This is a genomic window from Candidatus Defluviilinea gracilis, assembly GCF_057138825.1.
On the sequence record NZ_DBNHEF010000013.1, the window covers coordinates 1 to 16,524 of the forward strand.

General features: G+C 53.1%; 17 protein-coding genes and 1 pseudogene. 9 read left to right on the plus strand and 9 right to left on the minus strand.

Annotation, left to right across the window (positions count from 1 at the left end; translation table 11 throughout):
- The 6 genes and pseudogenes from AC16KF_RS01380 to AC16KF_RS01405 all read right to left on the minus strand — a co-directional run.
- A pseudogene (locus AC16KF_RS01380) lies at positions 1 to 290 on the minus strand (hypothetical protein); the annotation flags it as partial.
- A complete protein-coding gene (locus AC16KF_RS01385) occupies positions 287 to 577 on the minus strand; it encodes a EutN/CcmL family microcompartment protein (RefSeq protein ID WP_484035491.1) in 291 nt (96 codons plus the stop codon). The gene AC16KF_RS01385 and the pseudogene AC16KF_RS01380, both read right to left, overlap by 4 nt.
- 74 nt (positions 578 to 651) lie before the next feature.
- Positions 652 to 1,338, minus strand: a complete 687-nt coding sequence (gene deoC / locus AC16KF_RS01390) for a deoxyribose-phosphate aldolase (protein ID WP_484035507.1) — start codon at positions 1,336 to 1,338, stop codon at positions 652 to 654.
- Between the two features lie 329 nt (positions 1,339 to 1,667).
- Entirely contained in the window at positions 1,668 to 2,216 is a 549-nt protein-coding gene (gene rpiB / locus AC16KF_RS01395; protein ID WP_484035492.1) for a ribose 5-phosphate isomerase B, read from the minus strand.
- Positions 2,217 to 2,248: 32 nt separating this feature from the next.
- Positions 2,249 to 2,839 carry a YdeI/OmpD-associated family protein gene (locus AC16KF_RS01400; protein WP_484035493.1) on the minus strand — a complete coding sequence of 197 codons (591 nt, stop codon included), beginning with the start codon at positions 2,837 to 2,839 and terminating at the stop codon, positions 2,249 to 2,251.
- Positions 2,836 to 3,369: a hypothetical protein gene (locus AC16KF_RS01405; RefSeq protein ID WP_484035494.1), complete on the minus strand. Its 534-nt coding sequence runs from the start codon at positions 3,367 to 3,369 to the stop codon at positions 2,836 to 2,838. Before AC16KF_RS01405 ends, AC16KF_RS01400 begins: the two co-directional genes overlap by 4 nt.
- Positions 3,370 to 3,416: 47 nt before the next feature.
- Here AC16KF_RS01405 and AC16KF_RS01410 point away from each other — a divergent pair, with 47 nt between their 5' ends.
- From AC16KF_RS01410 to AC16KF_RS01440, 7 genes are all read left to right on the plus strand, one after another.
- The gene (locus AC16KF_RS01410; protein WP_484035495.1) at positions 3,417 to 3,953 is read left to right on the plus strand and encodes a DinB family protein; all 537 of its coding nucleotides are present in this window, start codon (positions 3,417 to 3,419) and stop codon (positions 3,951 to 3,953) included.
- A gap of 313 nt (positions 3,954 to 4,266) precedes the next feature.
- Positions 4,267 to 5,646, plus strand: a complete 1,380-nt coding sequence (gene mgtE / locus AC16KF_RS01415; RefSeq protein ID WP_484035496.1) for a magnesium transporter — start codon at positions 4,267 to 4,269, stop codon at positions 5,644 to 5,646.
- Between the two features lie 385 nt (positions 5,647 to 6,031).
- Complete coding sequence (locus AC16KF_RS01420; protein ID WP_484035497.1) at positions 6,032 to 7,585, plus strand: P-loop ATPase, Sll1717 family; 1,554 nt, start codon at positions 6,032 to 6,034, stop codon at positions 7,583 to 7,585.
- Between the two features lie 83 nt (positions 7,586 to 7,668).
- Positions 7,669 to 8,502 (plus strand): DUF2785 domain-containing protein, encoded by an 834-nt coding sequence (locus AC16KF_RS01425; protein WP_484035498.1) that lies wholly within the window; start codon positions 7,669 to 7,671, stop codon positions 8,500 to 8,502.
- 22 nt (positions 8,503 to 8,524) lie between these two features.
- The gene (locus AC16KF_RS01430; protein ID WP_484035499.1) at positions 8,525 to 9,523 is read left to right on the plus strand and encodes an ABC transporter ATP-binding protein; all 999 of its coding nucleotides are present in this window, start codon (positions 8,525 to 8,527) and stop codon (positions 9,521 to 9,523) included.
- 86 nt (positions 9,524 to 9,609) lie between these two features.
- On the plus strand, positions 9,610 to 10,395 hold the full coding sequence (locus AC16KF_RS01435; protein WP_484035500.1) for an ABC transporter permease: 786 nt from the start codon (positions 9,610 to 9,612) through the stop codon (positions 10,393 to 10,395).
- A gap of 1 nt (position 10,396) precedes the next feature.
- Positions 10,397 to 11,179, plus strand: a complete 783-nt coding sequence (locus AC16KF_RS01440; protein WP_484035501.1) for an ABC-2 family transporter protein — start codon at positions 10,397 to 10,399, stop codon at positions 11,177 to 11,179.
- A 27-nt stretch (positions 11,180 to 11,206) separates the two neighbouring features.
- Here AC16KF_RS01440 and AC16KF_RS01445 read toward each other — a convergent pair whose 3' ends face one another.
- The 3 genes from AC16KF_RS01445 to AC16KF_RS01455 form a co-directional block, all read right to left on the minus strand.
- Positions 11,207 to 11,992, minus strand: a complete 786-nt coding sequence (locus tag AC16KF_RS01445; RefSeq protein WP_484035502.1) for an ABC transporter permease — start codon at positions 11,990 to 11,992, stop codon at positions 11,207 to 11,209.
- Positions 11,993 to 12,070: 78 nt separating this feature from the next.
- Entirely contained in the window at positions 12,071 to 12,874 is an 804-nt protein-coding gene (locus tag AC16KF_RS01450; RefSeq protein WP_484035503.1) for an ABC transporter permease, read from the minus strand.
- A gap of 2 nt (positions 12,875 to 12,876) precedes the next feature.
- The gene (locus AC16KF_RS01455) at positions 12,877 to 13,854 is read right to left on the minus strand and encodes an ABC transporter ATP-binding protein (RefSeq protein WP_484035504.1); all 978 of its coding nucleotides are present in this window, start codon (positions 13,852 to 13,854) and stop codon (positions 12,877 to 12,879) included.
- Between the two features lie 479 nt (positions 13,855 to 14,333).
- On the opposite strand from AC16KF_RS01455, the gene rpsO reads away from it, so the two are divergent.
- The gene (gene rpsO, locus AC16KF_RS01460; RefSeq protein ID WP_484035505.1) at positions 14,334 to 14,606 is read left to right on the plus strand and encodes a 30S ribosomal protein S15; all 273 of its coding nucleotides are present in this window, start codon (positions 14,334 to 14,336) and stop codon (positions 14,604 to 14,606) included.
- Between the two features lie 215 nt (positions 14,607 to 14,821).
- On the plus strand, positions 14,822 to 16,524 hold a 1,703-nt coding region (locus tag AC16KF_RS01465; RefSeq protein WP_484035506.1), incomplete at its 3' end, for a polyribonucleotide nucleotidyltransferase.

The window sequence follows — 16,524 nt, forward strand, 5'->3', positions numbered from 1 at the left end:
GGGGGAGGGGGGGGGGGGGGGGGGGCTCCCCCACCCCTGCCCTCTCCCGAGGGGAGAGGGTGAAATGCCGAAGAAACTGAATCAGATTTCCCCGTCGAAGGACGCGGCTTCACATCCGATAAATAAGGTCGCACAGGCGCGGCGGGCGGAGAATCATCCACGAGCAATCCCAATGCCCGCGCTTTCTCAAAGGCGAGATCGGTCAACACAACGTCGTCATTGATTTGCAAAGACTTGACGCCGTTGTGAAAAAGTTCTTCGATATCTTTATCGGTATAAAATTTTTTCATGATTTTCGAAACGTAATTTTTCCATCGGCTTCGAGCGTATCAATGATCGCCATGATGACCGCGTCCACTGGCGTGTCTTTTGTGATGTTCGTTTGCCGCGCCGACGAGCCCGACGCGGTGAGCACCAGATCGCCGACGCCCGCGTCCACCGTGTCGACAGCCACATACGGCTTGCCCGACACCGCGCCCGTTTCGTCGGACTGCCGCAGGATGAGCAATTTGCGCCCGTGCAATTTTTCGTCTTTGATGGTGGATACCGTTGTGCCGATCACTTTTGCGATGAGCATGATTTACCTCATTCAAACGTCCCGCAGGATTCATCGAGCGATCATGCGACTCGTGCAAACCTGCGGGACGGTTATTAATATTTTGCGGATGAAGAGCTCGCTTCTTTCTTCCCTTCAACTTGGTCGCTCGGACCTTGAATGATCTTCACCCCCGCCGACGCGCCGATGCGTGTTGCGCCCGCTTGGATCATACTCTGCGCGTCTTCAAACGTGCGGACTCCGCCCGACGCCTTCACGCCCATCTGCGGACCGACCGCCTTGCGCATCAACTCCACATCGTGGACAGTCGCGCCGCCGCCCGCGAATCCCGTAGACGTTTTGACAAAGTCCGCGCCCGCTTCTTTCGACGTGAGGCTCGCGATGGTTTTTTCTTCATCGGTCAACAATACCGTTTCGATGATCACTTTGACGATCACGCCATGCGAGTGCGCCGCTTTGACCACGCCGCGAATATCTCGCGCAACCGTTTCAATATCACGCGCCTTCAATGCGCCGACGTTGATCACCATGTCAATCTCCGTCGCGCCCTGCTTGATGGCTGTCTCGGTTTCAAACGCTTTTGATTCAGACGATGTCGCGCCGAGCGGAAAACCGATCACGGTGCAGACTTTGACATCCGAACCCTTGAGGAGTTCCGCGCACAGACTCACCCATGTCGGGTTCACGCACACGGATGCGAATCCGTACTTCCGCGCCTCATAACAAAGTTGAGCGATTTCTTGTTGCGTGGCATCAGGCTTGAGCAGTGTGTGGTCAATCATCCCTGCGATAGCCTGTTCCTGCGGAATCGCTCCCAGCGTAGACGAGACTCTCTCAGCCCCCGCTTTGACGACGTTGCCCACATGATCGAAACACAGGCGCACGCAAAGTCCATCCGCGCAATCGAATTTGCAGTGATAGGCTTCAGAGTTGCTGGCGCGCGTTTCATCTTCCATCATCGCGGCAAGCACTTCATGCGTGATGATTTCTACGAGTTGTTCAACAAGTTTTGGGTCGGGTTTTGTCATGGTTGGTCTTGTAGGGGCGAGGTCATCTCGCCCCATTTGTTTGATTCAAAATATTTGGGCGGGGAAACCCCGCTACGCAAACATCACTTCAGATACATCTTCTCCACCGATTTTATCTTATCCACGCGCTTTGTGTGACGGTCGCCGCCGAAATCGGTAGTGAGCCAGACTTTGACGATCTGCTTCGCCAGATTGACCCCGATCAAGCCCGCGCCGAGGGTCAGCACGTTCGTGTCGTTGTGCTCACGGCTGTTGGATGCGGACGAAACATCATACGCCATCCCTGCGCGGACGTTGGGTACTTTGTTCGCCACGATGCAACTGCCGATGCCCGCGCCGTCAATCATAATCCCGCGCCACGCGCGACCCGTCCCTACCATCTGCGCGACGGAATGGGCGAAGTCGGGATAGTCCACTGGCTCTTTGCTGTTCGTGCCAACATCCATGACAACGAAGCCAAGCGACTCGATTTCGGTTTTGAGGATTCCCTTCAACTCGAATCCGCCGTGATCGGCGCCGAGGGCGACGATCCGCTTTCCTACGGGCGAGGCAGGCTGAGGGTCGGTTTGAGGCGTGTCAGTCATCTTCCTGACCACGTTCTGCACGATCTGTCGGATTTCGTTGTCGTCCATGAGGTTGATTATCTTCTTGTTGAGGGGATGCGTCAAGTGGAAGGCTTGAACAAGTAAACCTTCTCGTTCTTTTCAAGCATTTCAACGAACTTTCGAATGAGTTTCGCGCGCGTCTCTGCTTTCTTTGCTGTGTGAATTCTGAATAGAAACGAATATCTTTCAGAACTTTTCAAGGTATCAAAGAAAGCCTTGGCTTTTTTATTCTTATTCAACGCAGATTCAAAATCTTTAGGGACTGAAATATTTTTCTGCGAGTCATAAGCTTGCGCCCAACGCCCATCTTTTTTAGCGGCTTCAATTGCTTTGAGTCCCGCAGGTTTCATTTCACCACTTTTGATCAGACGTTCCACTTTCTCCGTGTTGATCTTCGACCAGATACTTTTCGGTCCGCGTGGTGTGAATTTCTGAAGCCAATACTTGTCGTCAAAACCTTTCTTTTGTCCGTCAATCCAGCCATAGCACAACGCGGACTCCACCGCTTCGTCATACGTCACGGTGGCGATACCAGAATCCTTTTTCGCCAGTTTCAGCCATACGCCCACAGACTTGCCGTGCTGTTTGGCGAGCCAGTCTGCCCATTTCTTTTTGTTTGCGAAAGGTAAAGTTGGATAATCGACTTTCATTCAAACTCCGTTATTTCTTTATACTTTTTTACTTCACCAATGAACCATGCCACTTTGTTTGGATCTTTTCCCTTTGTGCCGCCATCGAGGACAAGAAACATCAAGAATAAATCCCAATCCTTGATCGTTTCCAACAGAGACTGAAACCGCTCCATATCATAGGAACCTGTTGCGGAAAATTGCTTCCATAATGAAAAATTCACATCATGGAATTGAATCATATTTAGCAAATCAGCATCTTCGGTGAATTCGGAGGCGAATTTTCGAGCGAGGGAGGCATGACTGTTCGGGCTGGAGATCGGCGAGTCGGGCATGGCTTCTGCTTTGAAAGTGTCGTGAACATGGATGAGGAATTTCAGTTTCCAATATTGCTCATCCGAAATTCGCGGCGCGAGTTTTTCAAGGTTCGCTTCCAACTCGGCTATATGAAATTTGACCTTGCCTTCGGGATGACCCGAACGCGGTTCGCCAAATTCGATGTTCTTCTGATAGCGGGGATCAGCGATTATTTGTGCAATGACGTCTTTCATGCCACGATTATAAAACCAATGGACTATAATCCAACAAAGGACTTCACATGAACAAACTCCCATCCCCCAACTCAGACGAATACGCCGAATTCTATGCGGGTTATGTACAACGCGCCGCATCAAAAGGCGATGTGCTCACCGCGCTTTCACAACAAATTGACGAGATCAACTCCGCGCTTGGGAATCTTTCGGATGAACAAGCCCTCTTCCGCGACGCGCCAAACGAATGGGCCATCAAAGAAGTGATGGGACATCTCAACGATGTGGAGCGCGTCTTTTCGTACCGACTCTTGCGCGTCTCACGAAATGATGCAACTCCGCTCCCAGGCTTCGAGCAAAATGATTATGTCCGCGAGGCGGGGTTTGATTCGCACCCGATCAAAGATTTAATTCAAGAGTTCGAACATCTGCGCCGCGCCAACATTCTGGCGATCCAAAACATGAGCGACGAAGCCGCGCTGCGAGTCGGCGCCGCCAGCGGATACCCCGTCAGCGCGCGGGCGTTGATCTATATGCTGGTCGGTCACGTGGACCATCATATGGAAAGTTTGCGCGAGAAGTATCTGCCGCCTGTGAACTCATAATTAAATTGACATCTTCTCCCCTTGACGAACAAACGAGCGCGGGAGTATAACCCAGCAAGTTATGACGAACCTATTTCACAGCGTACAAAGAAAGGAAGAGACCGCCTTGGATGCCGATGTTCCTTTACGGCGCCCAACTCTCTTGCGCTTAAAACTCTCCGAACCGCGATTTTTACCGATTCCGCCGGGCTGTATCGACGCGCCGTGTCTTTTCTTATGCCGCGCTTGATCGAACTGCCCGCCATCGCGTGAACCTTCGCCACCTTCGGAGAATTTCCAAGGTGGTTTTTATTTTAACCATGGAGGTGTATGTATGAATGCAGAAATGAAAAGCGTAAACCTTGAAGCCTTGATCGAGGCGCGCGATTTCGCGTCCCTGCGCAAGCAGACGATGAACTGGAGAGCTCGAGACATCGCCAGTCTGATGGAGCCGTTGTCGGCTCAGAAAGAGGCGGTTCTCTTCCGCGTTCTGCCGCGCGAACAAGCGGCGAAGGTCTTCGCGTATCTGCCCGGCGAACGCCAAGCGGAATTGCTGAAGGCGATGGCGCACGACGATGCCGCCAGCATTTTGAACGACATGTCGGACGATGACCGCACATCCCTGCTCGAAGAACTTCCCGCCCCCGCAACCCAGCAACTGCTCAGTCTGCTTGCGCCGGAAGAACGAGCGCGAGCGTCGCATTTCCTCGGCTACAAAGAAAACACAGTAGGACGCCTGATGTCGCCGCACTTCGTTCGCGTCCGCCCCCAATGGACCGTCTCATACGCGCTCGACCACATCCGCCGTTACGGAATGGACAGCGAAACGATGAGCGTGGTCTACGTGATCGATCGGAAAGGCAAACTGGTAGACGACCTGCGCATCCGGCAGATCCTGCTTGCCAAGCCGAAGACGCGCATCTCAGACCTCATGGATTCGCGTTTCATCTCACTGAAAGCGACAGACGACCGCGAGATGGCAGTGGAGACGTTCAAAGACGCCGACCTCAACGCTTTGCCCGTGACCGATCAAGACGGGGTCTTGATCGGGGTCGTCACAGTAGACGACATCCTCGATGTAGCCGAAGAAGAGGCAACAGAAGACATCCACAAGATCGGCGGTTCCGAAGCGCTCGATGAACCGTACCTTGAGATCGGCATCCCAACAATGGTGCGGAAACGGGCAACATGGCTGGTCATTCTATTCTTGAGCGAAATGCTCACCGCCACCGCCATGGGCAGGTATGAAAACGAAATTGCGAAGGCGGTCGTCCTTTCCATCTTTGTTCCGCTCGTCATTTCAAGCGGCGGCAATTCAGGCTCGCAAGCCTCCACGCTGATCATCCGCGCCATGGCGCTGGGCGAAGTCAAACTAAAAGATTGGTGGCGCGTCATGCGCCGCGAGATTCTTTCGGGCTTATCGCTTGGAGCGATTCTTGGAACGATCGGCTTCATCCGCATCACGCTTTGGGCAAAATTATTTGGCTCATACGGCGAGCATTGGTTCCTCGTCGCTCTGACCGTCGGCATTGCGCTGATCGGGATCGTCTTGTGGGGCAGTCTCGCTGGCTCCATGCTTCCGTTCCTCCTGCGCCGCATCGGGCTCGACCCCGCCGCATCGTCCGCGCCATTCGTTGCCACACTCGTGGACGTCTCCGGGCTGATCATCTATTTTTCAGTCGCCTCGATCGTTTTACGCGGCACGTTGCTGTAAAGGGACACTTGAGTGTTGGAATATGGTCTTAGCGTCAAAAGCGCAAAATCCATTGTCCAAGAGACGCAGAGTTACGGAGAAGAAGCAAATGGATCGACTTCATAACTCTGCGTCGGTAACTGCGCCGGATGGCGTTTTCCCTTGTTGCGGTCACACCGACTCGATCAGGGTTTTCTCAAAGTCGCTTGACAAAACCAAACCCACGGAACGCGAATGCCGCGAATGGGCGAATTTCGCCAATTTTTAAAGAAGTATTCGCGTTATTCGCCAATTGGCGCAATTCGCGTTGAAAAAGTTTGGATTTTGAGAAGCCATGCCGACTCGATTACTCACCGTTGCGCCGGGTCTCTCCTTCGCGTATACTCAAACCAGCGAGGAGTGTAGCATGGAAGCAATCGAAACAAGCCTAGATATCGGCTTTCAATATCCTTTCGGCGAGGAATCGTGCGAACACGAACTTGAGGTTCTGCGAGAGAAGTACCCCGATTATTTCTATGAAGAAAGCCGCTTTAATCAAGAAGCGCTCGACGCGGACACCTATCTGATCGTGGGTCGGCGAGGATCGGGAAAAACATCGCTGACCCAATATTTCAATTTTCAAAAACGCTATAAAAACGCTCGCAGCGTAGACGTGGACGAGCCTGAAATTTACCAGAGTATTTTACAGAAGATCGCAAACAGCGCGTATCTGTCGCCCGACCTGGCGGTCAACGACGTTCGGAAAATCTGGGAATATTTGATCTGGTCCATCATCTTCAATCAATACGCCGAGCAAGATACCGCCATCCGGAACGCGGCGGTCGTTTCGGGCAAAAAGATAAAATCGACTCGCATCATCTCCGAGATCGTGAATGGACTTCTTTCAAAATACGTGGGTGATGACGGGAGGGTCATGGGGGCGTTATCAGAAACGCTAGCCGACCCAGTGTTCAACAAAGCGAAAGAAAGGGCTTTGGAATACACCCGCAGAGAACCGATCATCATCGCCATTGACACCTTTGAGCGCTACGACCGCGGCAACGCGGCAATGATGATCGTCACGGCGTCGTTGGTTCAGTGCGCCAATAGCTTCAACATCGCGTACGCGAACAAAGGCATCCATGTGAAAGCTTTTGTGTCAGCGGAAATCTTCCCCTATATCAAAGAAAGCGCCATCACAAACACCACCAAGTTCATCAGGCGTCCATTGTATTTGAGGTGGCGTCCAAAAGATTTGATACGCTTGATCTCATGGCGGTTTTATCGCTATATGACGGAGCGCAAGTTCAAACTGCCGAGCAAAAAAGTAGACTGGGATGATTTCGACGATATCCTGAACAAGATGTGGTATCCGTTCTTCGGGAAGAAGGTCGTCAACCTGCGAGGGATCGAAGAGGCAAGTTTTCCTTATATTTTGCGCCACACGCAAATGCGCCCTCGCCAACTGGTCATTCTATGCAACAACATCGCGCGCGAGACCATTCGCAACGGAAAATTTCCCGATTTTACAAGCGTTCCGATCAATAAGGCGATCGGCGAATGCGAATACGACCTCGCGGACGAGGTGTTAAATTCCTACGACCTGATCTACCCGCGAGTGTCTGAGATCGTGATGGCGCTCACCGACGCCCCCATGATCTTCGACGGGAAATATCTCGATCAAGTCGCAAAGAAGACGTCCGACGTGTGGGCGGAAGGCTACTCACTATCGAGTTTCCGCCGCTTGCTGGCAGAATTGGGAATTGTGGGAAAGGTGAGGAACAGGAACCGAGGATCGAAAATTATCGAGGCGGATTTCGAATACGCCATGCAAGACAGGCTGGTGATTTCGAACGACGACGAATGCGTCATTCACCCAATGTTTTACTCGAAATTAAGGGTCGTCAAGAACGGGCTTGTCGTCTATCCCTTCCCCGACCACGAAGATTACACCAGTATGCTTGGCGGAAAACAGATCTAAAAAAAGACATGACACGGTCTGGCTTGATGGCGGGGATCACGCAAGGTAAACCTAAAATCCACTCAACTTTGAACAGGCTACCAATGGAAAAAGAATTCTGGAATCAACTTGCGAAGAATGAATACAAAATCCCTGACGGGAATACGCTTCACGACCTGACGAAAACCATCTTCGGCTATCTCGGAAATGTCGACCCCGATTTGCGAGATGAAATTGCTTATATCGTTTATGCCAATTGGTTGAAGCGCGACATGTATTCGCCTGACGAAATACGCCTGCATATTGCCGAGCTACTTGCGAATCTTGAAAAAGGAATTGGCGAAATCGAATCGGATTCGGTGTTTCTGCGAGCTTTCTCTGTGTTGTTTTTGGCGGAGATCGTTCATAACGACAATAAGAAATCTGTTTTGGAGCAAGCGGATATCTCTTCGATCTTCGATAAAGGATTGCAGTATCTCGACGCCGAAAAAGACCCACGCGGGTTTGTGCCTGTGAAAGGCTGGGCGCACGCGCTTGCTCACACTGCCGACTTGATGATGGTACTTGGCAAGAATCGCTATATTGGAAAAGACGAACTGGAAAAATTTTTGCAGGGGATTGCCGCCAAACTCATCCATTCCGCTAACTGGATTTATATTCACGGAGAAGACGAGCGGCTTGCCAATGCTGTAATTGCGATTTTCGAGCGCAATCTGCTTTCGCTGGATTTCATCGAACTCTGGCTCGCGTCGTTGACTTCTCCCGAACGCTCATGGATTGGCGCATACATGGACGAAGATGTAGCGAAAGCATTTCACAACACGCGAAATTTCCTGCGGAGCCTTTCCGAAGCCGTTCAAAAAGCGGAAGGTTTGCCAAACAAGGAAGCCCTCATGCAAATTACTCAACAAGCTTCGACAAACCTCAAATCCTACTAATCTCCAGTCTCTAATCTCTTTTATGCCCTCCATCGAAGTCGCCAACCTCCAAAAAACATTCCAGACCAAACGCAAAGCCGCAGGGATGCGCGGTTCTCTACGCGCGCTTGTCAAACCTGAATACAACACCGTCGATGCCGTGCGCGGGCTTTCCTTTCAAATGGAAGCGGGCGAACTGCTCGGCTTCATTGGTCCCAACGGCGCGGGAAAATCCACAACGATAAAAATTCTCACAGGCATTTTGCATCCCACCAGCGGCGACGCGAAAGTGCTTGGCTTCGTCCCGTGGAAGGAACGGCAGAAACTCGCCTACCACATCGGCACGGTGTTCGGTCAACGCCCGCAGTTGTGGTACCACCTCCCCGCCATTGACACGTTCATGCTGTTCGGAAAAATTTACGAACTCGACGACCGCGAAACGAAAAAACGGATCGCCTTTCTTTCGGAAGCGTTCGAGATTCAGGATCTGCTGGAGACTCCCGTCCGCAAACTTTCGCTGGGACAACGGATGCGCTGTGAAGTCGCCGCGTCGCTTCTTCACCGCCCCAAACTGCTTCTGCTCGATGAGCCGTCGATTGGACTTGACGTAGTCGCCAAACAACACATCCGCGACGCGATCCGCACCATGTCACAGGAGGAGAAAGTCGGCGTTCTGCTCACCTCCCACGACGCGGGCGATCTCGAAGCGCTCTGTCGCCGCGTGATCATCATCAACCACGGACAGATCGTCTACGAAGACAAAGTCTCGAATCTCAAACGAAAGTTTCTGACTCGAAAGATGGTGGAAGTCCGTTATGCGGAAGAAGTCTCGCCAAATTTCACAATTGACGGAGTCGAGATTCTGAAAGTGGGCAGTTATGGCGTGAAGTTACGATTCGACACCACCAAAACTCACGTAGACGCGGTCATGGCGCATCTCTCCCAAGCGGGCGAATTGGTAGACATCACCGTCTCCGATCCGCCGTTGGAGGAAGTGATCGCGAAGATTTATCAAGACAACAAACCCGGAATGCGGACTTAAGTCCGCACAACGCGCCTACACAAAAAGCGGACTCAAGTCCGCGCTCCGTTTTTCTTATCGAAAGTCCGCGCTCCGTTTTTTCAAACATGAAAAAATACTTCTCCATCCTCAACATGCAAATCATCCACAACCTCGCCTACCCAGGAGATTTCCTCGGCAGGTCTATCAGCATTGCCACGTTCATCTTCATCTTCGCGGGGTTATGGGGAACGACATTTACGATCGCAAACACGGATGTGATCAACGGATTAACGTTTCCCAACATGGTCTGGTATTTTATGATGGCGGAAACGCTCGAGCTTGGCAGACCGCGCATCAACCGAACGATCTCGGAGCAGGTCAAGAACGGAGAGGTCGCGTACATCCTGAACAAGCCGTATAACTTCCTGCTATATCACTTCTCCGCTGGGTTGGGCGATGGCGCGGTGAGAATGACTCTCAACCTGATCGTCGGCTCCATCGTCGCGTGGATTCTCGCAGGCGCGCCTCCCTCGCCGTTGGGCTGGCTCATGGCATTCGTCACATTGATCGGCGCGTGGATTCTACACTTCTGCTTCATGGCGTTGATCGGTCTCGCCGCATTCGTCGTGGAGGAAACAAACTCGTTCGAATTGATCTACCAGAAACTTGTTTTCATTCTCGGCGGATTTCTTTTTCCAATTGATATGTTCCCCACATGGTTACAGAATATTGCCTACGCGCTCCCCTTCCCATACATGATGTATGCACCCGCGCGGTTGTTCGTCAAACCCGACGTTGATTTGTTCTGGCGAATGCTCGGCGGGCAGTTGATCTGGGTTACTGTCTTTGTATTCCTACTGGCTTTTGTCTATCAACGCAGTGAAAAATATCTCACGGTGAACGGCGGATAACATGAGACAGGTCAAATTCATCCTCGCTTTGTGGAAGGCAAACATCCAAGCCGCGATGGAATTCCGCGCGGCGTTCTTCACGCAGGTCATCTTTATGATGATCAACAACGGCGTTTATTTTATCTTCTGGGTGTTGTACTTCGACAAATTCAACGCGGTGCGCGGCTGGGATATCAACACGATGATGCTCCTCTTCGGCATCGCCGCCAGCGCATGGGGAATCGGCGCGTTCTTCTTCGGCAACTTCATCTCTCTCGCCGAAGTCATCGTCGGCGGACGACTCGATTATTACCTCTCGCTTCCTCGTCCAGTTCTTCTGCATGTGCTTGCATCCAAAAGTATCGGAAGCGGCATGGGCGATCTCATTTACGGGGTCGGCAGTTTCATGCTCTCGGGATATTTCACACCTGATGGAACGCTTCGATTTCTGCTCGGCGTATTTGCAGGGGTGTGCATCTTCATTGGTTTTCTCGTCATCGTGCAAAGCCTGTCGTTTTGGCTGGGCAACACCATCGCGTTGAGCCAGTTCGCGTTGAGCGCAATTTTGACTTTTTCGCTTTACCCCAGCGTGCTTTTCGACGCCACGACAAAATTCATATTGCTAACATTAATCCCCGCCGCGTTGATCGGCACAATCCCCGCTGAGTTCGTGCGCGAGTTCTCGTGGCAAAGCGCGATACAAATGACGGCAGGCGCGCTGGTCTTTTTGTTTCTGTCAATTTTTATTTTCAAGTTGGGGTTGAAAAGATACGAATCGGGAAGCGCGATTCAAGTTGAGGTGTAGAGCAAGATGGCATCTTGCTCTACAAATTTACGCCGACGCGCCCGAATAACTTCTCAAACCGAACAACCAGACGACACGCGCCAACACCAAGAACAACACGGTGAGTCCCAGCGCGAATAACATCGTTTCGTTTGTGAGTCGATTCGTCATCGCTTCGGCTGGCACAGTGACGGCGAACGCGACTGGCACAAGAAATGTAAGCCCCGTGCGGAGCCAATCGGGGTACACGCCGACGGGCCACCTCCCCGCCGCGTACAAGCCTTCGAACAGGTTGACGATCTCATTGACGCGGATCACCCAAAACGCAATGGACGTGACCATCAGCCAGACGCAATACAGCATGACCGCGCCCATGATCAACGCGGCGATGAACGCGACGACTTGCAACGCTTCCATCCCACTTTGAAGCTGGGTCACCGCCACCCCGATCACCACCAAGCCGACGAGGACATCCGTGAGTTGCCAGAAGCGGAATTCGCGCACGCTGACCAACGCCTGCGCGTCGGCGGGCTTGGTGAGCGCGAAGTCCAATGTGCCGTTGAGCACATCGTTCATTAACCGCTCCATGTTGGGCTGGATCGCCGAACGGATAACCCCGCCCATGAGGATGTGCACGCCCATCACCGCGAGCAGTTCGGGGCGCGTCCAGCCTGCGAGGTTGTCCACTTGATCGAAGACGAGCGCGAGTCCGATCAAGCCTGTCGCCAGCGCGACACCTGTTTGCAGAAGTTGAATAAAGAAGTTAACGCGGTATTGCAGTTCGTTCATCATACCGATGCGGAAGTAGTTCCATGCAAGTTTGAAAGGGTTCATACTATTTTCCTGTTCTGTCAGCAGTTGCACTGCTGACAGTGATGTTCCGCTCGCAGTTCAACTGCGAGCGATCACAACTCATCCGCCCACAGCGGAGAATTGCTTGATGGCGGCGCGCCAGACCAAACTGAGGAAAGAAGCGCCGATCGTGATCCACAAGATTTGCATCCCAATGCCCATCCACAACTCCTGTGTGGACATCGTCCCGACGAGAGCCTCGATGGGGAAGAAAAATGTCCACTTGAAAGGCAGGTAGTTCGAGAGGGACTGCACCCATTGCGGCATGAGAGACATCGGCACGAGTCGCCCAGAGAGGATCAACTCGAGACCGAAGTACAACTCGAAGATCGCGCTGACGCGTGTCGTCCAGAATGTGATCATGCCGAGCAGGGACAACAACATCGTGCGGATGAGGTATGCGCCCCAGATGGCGAGAAAGAAGACGATGCCTTCCATCCATGTGATGTCGAAGGTGGGTTTGAATATCCATGTGAGAAAGGCGGCGAGCGGAAGCCAAAGCGCGATCACCACAACTTTCCAGCCCGCGAAAAATGCGATGTCGGAGTGGATGGGATGCATCGGGCGCATCAATGCCATCGAGAGGTTGCCTTCGCGAATGCGCCACTCCCAGCCATACGGCGTGAAGACGATGTTCATGTTGCGGACGAGAGTCCACACGATGTAATATGCCGCGAACGCGCCCGGGGTGTAGCCGCCGATAATACCGCCTTGTTGATTCGCTATCGTTGACCACACCACGAGATAAATGACAGGCTCGGTGATCATGCCGATCATGTAAAAGTAGTTGGCGACTCGATATTGAAACTGTTCGAGGATCGAAACGCGCATCGAGGCGAGGTAGTATTCAACGTACCGTCTCATTGTTATTCGTCCTTTTGCGAGAAGACCTGGTCGATCACATCGTCTACGGGCGCGTCTTCGACGGTGAGATCATCGACTTGCAAGTCAGATAAAAGTTTTGCAGTCACTTGCGATGTCTGCGCTTTCGGCACGCGCAACGTGACACGCCCGTCTTCCTTGCTAACGACCTCTCCATAATTCGACAACTCCGCATTGGGATCGTGAAGCGAGAGACTCAAAGTCTTGTACGATGAGAATTGATTGACCAGTTTGCTCAGATCGCCGTCGAAGAGGATCCGTCCATGGTGGATAACGATGACGCGCTTGCACAAGGCTTCCACATCTGCCATGTAATGACTCGTGAGCAGGACGGTCGCGTTGTAGCGTTTGTTGTACTCCGCAATGAACGAACGGATACGCCTCTGCATCGTCACATCGAGACCGATGGTCGGCTCGTCGAGGAACAGCACTTTCGGCTGGTGAAGCAACGCGGCGACGATCTCCATTTTCATGCGTTCGCCCAAGGAAAGATTGCGGACAGGTTTGTTGACCAGATCTTTCAACTCCAGCAGTTCGATGAACTCATCGCGCGCGCGTTTGAACTGGTCAACGGGAATGCCATAGACCGCGCGCTGGAGATCGAACGAATCGAGGGCGGGCAGGTCCCAGGTCAGTTGGTTGCGGTTGCCCATCACGAGCGTGATCTGCCTGAGATAGTCGTGCGAACGGTGACGCGGTTCGTAACCCAACACGCTGACATTCCCAGAGGTGGGATGCAGAAGTCCGCTCAACATTTTGAGCGTGGTGGTCTTGCCCGCTCCATTCGGACCGAGGAAGCCGACCACCTCCCCCGCTTCGACGTTGAACGTGATCCCATCCACGGCTTTGACGTTTTTGTATTTGCGATTGAACAAACTGGCGATGGAGGCTTTGAGACCGCCTTCGCGCTCGGGCACTTGGTAATACTTGGCTAATTGTGAAATTGAAACTACAGAGGACACGGTATTCTCCTATTGATGATGGTTGAGTAATCCCGCGCGTGCTGAGCGGAGCAGTAGCGAAGTCGAAGCATCGCGGGACGTATCGAGACCACTAAGTTTTATTCAAACAAAATGTTTCAAATCAACTGGTGGTCTCGATACGGGCGGAACAATCACCCGCCCTACTCGACCACCGAATATACTCCGCCCAGTTAAACACAAAACCGCAGGGCGGGTTGTGCGCGCCTGCGGTTCAAGGAAGCCAAAGGGACGGTCAGGAAACCGAACCGAAAGAAGGCACGCGGAAGTTTGGGTTGGATTGTGAGTACACTAGCAGGACCTCCTTTCGATTGAGATATACCGAGTCTAGCACACCCATCCGCAAGCCGCAAGCGGAATTCTGGTATAATCTCGGCTCGTGACTGGTCCTGCAAGCGGTTCGCTGTCAGCGGACTTCTTGTATGGAGACCTGCATAGATTAGAGAAAGGAAGCAAACGTCATGTCATTACAGAAGGAAGCGAAGACCAAACTGATCACGGATTACCACCGTCATGATACCGATACCGGCTCCCCCGAGGTGCAGATCGCGATCATGACCGGGCGCATCCAACAGTTGACCGATCACCTGCGAGCCAACAAGAGCGATCAATCCTGTCGGCGAGGTCTGCTCAAACTTGTGGGACAACGCCGCCGCATGTTGTCGTACTTGCGGCAGGCTGATTACCAGCGCTATTTGGGAATCACCGAGAGTTTGAACCTGCGACACAAGTAGTTAGCATAGACCTCACAGGTCTGCGAGATCCTTCGACGGGTCTCAGGACAAGCCTGTGAGGTCTTATTAATAACCGCCGTCAGGAATTGAATAGCGCGAATAACTACCAGCAGACTGAAGTCTGCATTCCGGTTGTTCACACTCTTCAGTCCCTGACTTGAGGCGGAAAATTGTAGGACAAGGTTAACCTTGTCCCACACAGGAGACAATTAACAATGAAACCCGAATCAAAGAAATATTCAACCACGCTTGGGAAGCATACCGTCACTTTCGAGACCGGTAAACTCGCCGGGCAGGCTGGCGGCGCGGTGACCTTCGGCACGCCGGAGTCCATCGTGTTCGCGGCGGCAACCATGGGCGACGTGCGCGAAGGCATAGATTTCTTTCCTCTTTCTGTGGAATATGAGGAACGACTCTATGCCGGTGGACGGATCCCCGGTTCGTTCTTCCGACGGGAGGGCAGACCCGGCACGGAGGCGATTCTCGTCGCCCGTCTAACCGATCGTCCTCTCCGCCCGCTGTTTCAGGATGGGATGAGGAACGAAGTGCAAGTCGCCATGTTCTCGCTGTCGTCCGATGGCGTGAACCCGCTCGACGTGCTGGCGATCAACGCCGCGTCTGCCGCCATCATGATCTCAGACATCCCGTGGGGTGGACCCGTTGGTGCGGTGCGCGTGGGACGCGTCAACGGCGAGTTCGTCATCAATCCGACGTACGCCGAAATGGAAACATCCGATCTCGACTTGCGAATCGCCGGCACAAAAGACGCCATCCTCATGGTCGAATGCAGCGCGATCGAAATTCCCGAAGATGTGATGGTCGCCGCGCTCGAACTTGGACATAAGTCCATTCAGCCGCTGATCGAACTGCAATTGAAAATGCAAGCGGAGTTGGGCAAACCAAAACGCGAGGTTGAATTATTCGTGCCGAGCGCCGAGGTCAAGAAAAAAGTGTTCGACCGCGTGAGCGGAGCGATGAACGCCCTGCTGGACAAGCCGTTGAGCAAGAACGAATTTTATTCCGGCATGAAAGCCATCAAGACCGAAGCCGAAACTGAATTGTGCATCGTGCCTGAGGGCGGCGACCCGGCGAATTACATGCCGGTCAACATGTTCCGCGAGTCGTTTGAACAGGCGGAGATGGACGTGGTGCGCGAACGCATCCTAGCGCAGGGCAAACGTCCCGATGGGCGAACGCCGACCGACATCCGCCCCATTTGGTGCGAGGTGGGAATCTCTCCGCGCGCGCACGGGTCAGGCTTGTTCACACGCGGCGAGACTCAAATTTTATCTGTTGCGACTCTCGCAACACTCGGCGAGGCGCAGGAACTCGATAACCTCAGCCCGATCAAAGACAAACGCTACATCCATCACTACAACTTCCCGCCGTATTCCACCGGCGAAGTGAAACGCATGGGCGGGCAAAGCCGACGGGAGGTCGGTCACGGGGCGTTGGCAGAACGCGCGCTTGAACCAGTTATCCCTGCGGAAGAATCGTTCCCGTACACGTTGCGAGTCGTATCGGAGGCGTTGTCCTCCAACGGCTCGACCTCGATGGGTTCCGTCTGCGGCTCGACACTTGCGTTGATGGATGCGGGCGTGCCGATCAAAGCCCCGGTCTCCGGCGTGGCGATGGGACTCATCACCGATTTGAACGGCTCGGGCCGCTACAAAATTCTCACCGACATTCAAGGCACCGAAGATCATCTCGGCGACATGGATTTCAAAGTGGCGGGAACACCGGCTGGCATCACCGCCCTGCAAATGGACATCAAGATCAGCGGCTTGAGCGCGCAGATGATGAAAGAAGCGCTCGAACAAGCGAAGGTGGCGCGCGCCTCCATTTTGGAAAAGATGCTGGCAGTGTTGCCCGAATCGCGACCCGACATCAAAGAGCACGCGCCGCGCATCATCACCGT

Coding starts and splice junctions, on each gene's coding strand:
- AC16KF_RS01425 (WP_484035498.1), top strand. CDS start 7,669: ATGGAAAAAGAATTCTGGAATCAACTTGCGAAGAATGAATACAAAATC.
- AC16KF_RS01405 (WP_484035494.1), bottom strand. CDS start 3,369: ATGAAAGACGTCATTGCACAAATAATCGCTGATCCCCGCTATCAGAAG.
- AC16KF_RS01385 (WP_484035491.1), bottom strand. CDS start 577: ATGCTCATCGCAAAAGTGATCGGCACAACGGTATCCACCATCAAAGAC.
- AC16KF_RS01410 (WP_484035495.1), top strand. CDS start 3,417: ATGAACAAACTCCCATCCCCCAACTCAGACGAATACGCCGAATTCTAT.
- AC16KF_RS01435 (WP_484035500.1), top strand. CDS start 9,610: ATGAAAAAATACTTCTCCATCCTCAACATGCAAATCATCCACAACCTC.
- AC16KF_RS01450 (WP_484035503.1), bottom strand. CDS start 12,874: ATGAGACGGTACGTTGAATACTACCTCGCCTCGATGCGCGTTTCGATC.
- AC16KF_RS01440 (WP_484035501.1), top strand. CDS start 10,397: ATGAGACAGGTCAAATTCATCCTCGCTTTGTGGAAGGCAAACATCCAA.
- AC16KF_RS01400 (WP_484035493.1), bottom strand. CDS start 2,839: ATGAAAGTCGATTATCCAACTTTACCTTTCGCAAACAAAAAGAAATGG.
- rpiB (WP_484035492.1), bottom strand. CDS start 2,216: ATGGACGACAACGAAATCCGACAGATCGTGCAGAACGTGGTCAGGAAG.
- rpsO (WP_484035505.1), top strand. CDS start 14,334: ATGTCATTACAGAAGGAAGCGAAGACCAAACTGATCACGGATTACCAC.
- AC16KF_RS01445 (WP_484035502.1), bottom strand. CDS start 11,992: ATGAACCCTTTCAAACTTGCATGGAACTACTTCCGCATCGGTATGATG.
- AC16KF_RS01430 (WP_484035499.1), top strand. CDS start 8,525: ATGCCCTCCATCGAAGTCGCCAACCTCCAAAAAACATTCCAGACCAAA.
- deoC (WP_484035507.1), bottom strand. CDS start 1,338: ATGATTGACCACACACTGCTCAAGCCTGATGCCACGCAACAAGAAATC.
- AC16KF_RS01420 (WP_484035497.1), top strand. CDS start 6,032: ATGGAAGCAATCGAAACAAGCCTAGATATCGGCTTTCAATATCCTTTC.
- mgtE (WP_484035496.1), top strand. CDS start 4,267: ATGAATGCAGAAATGAAAAGCGTAAACCTTGAAGCCTTGATCGAGGCG.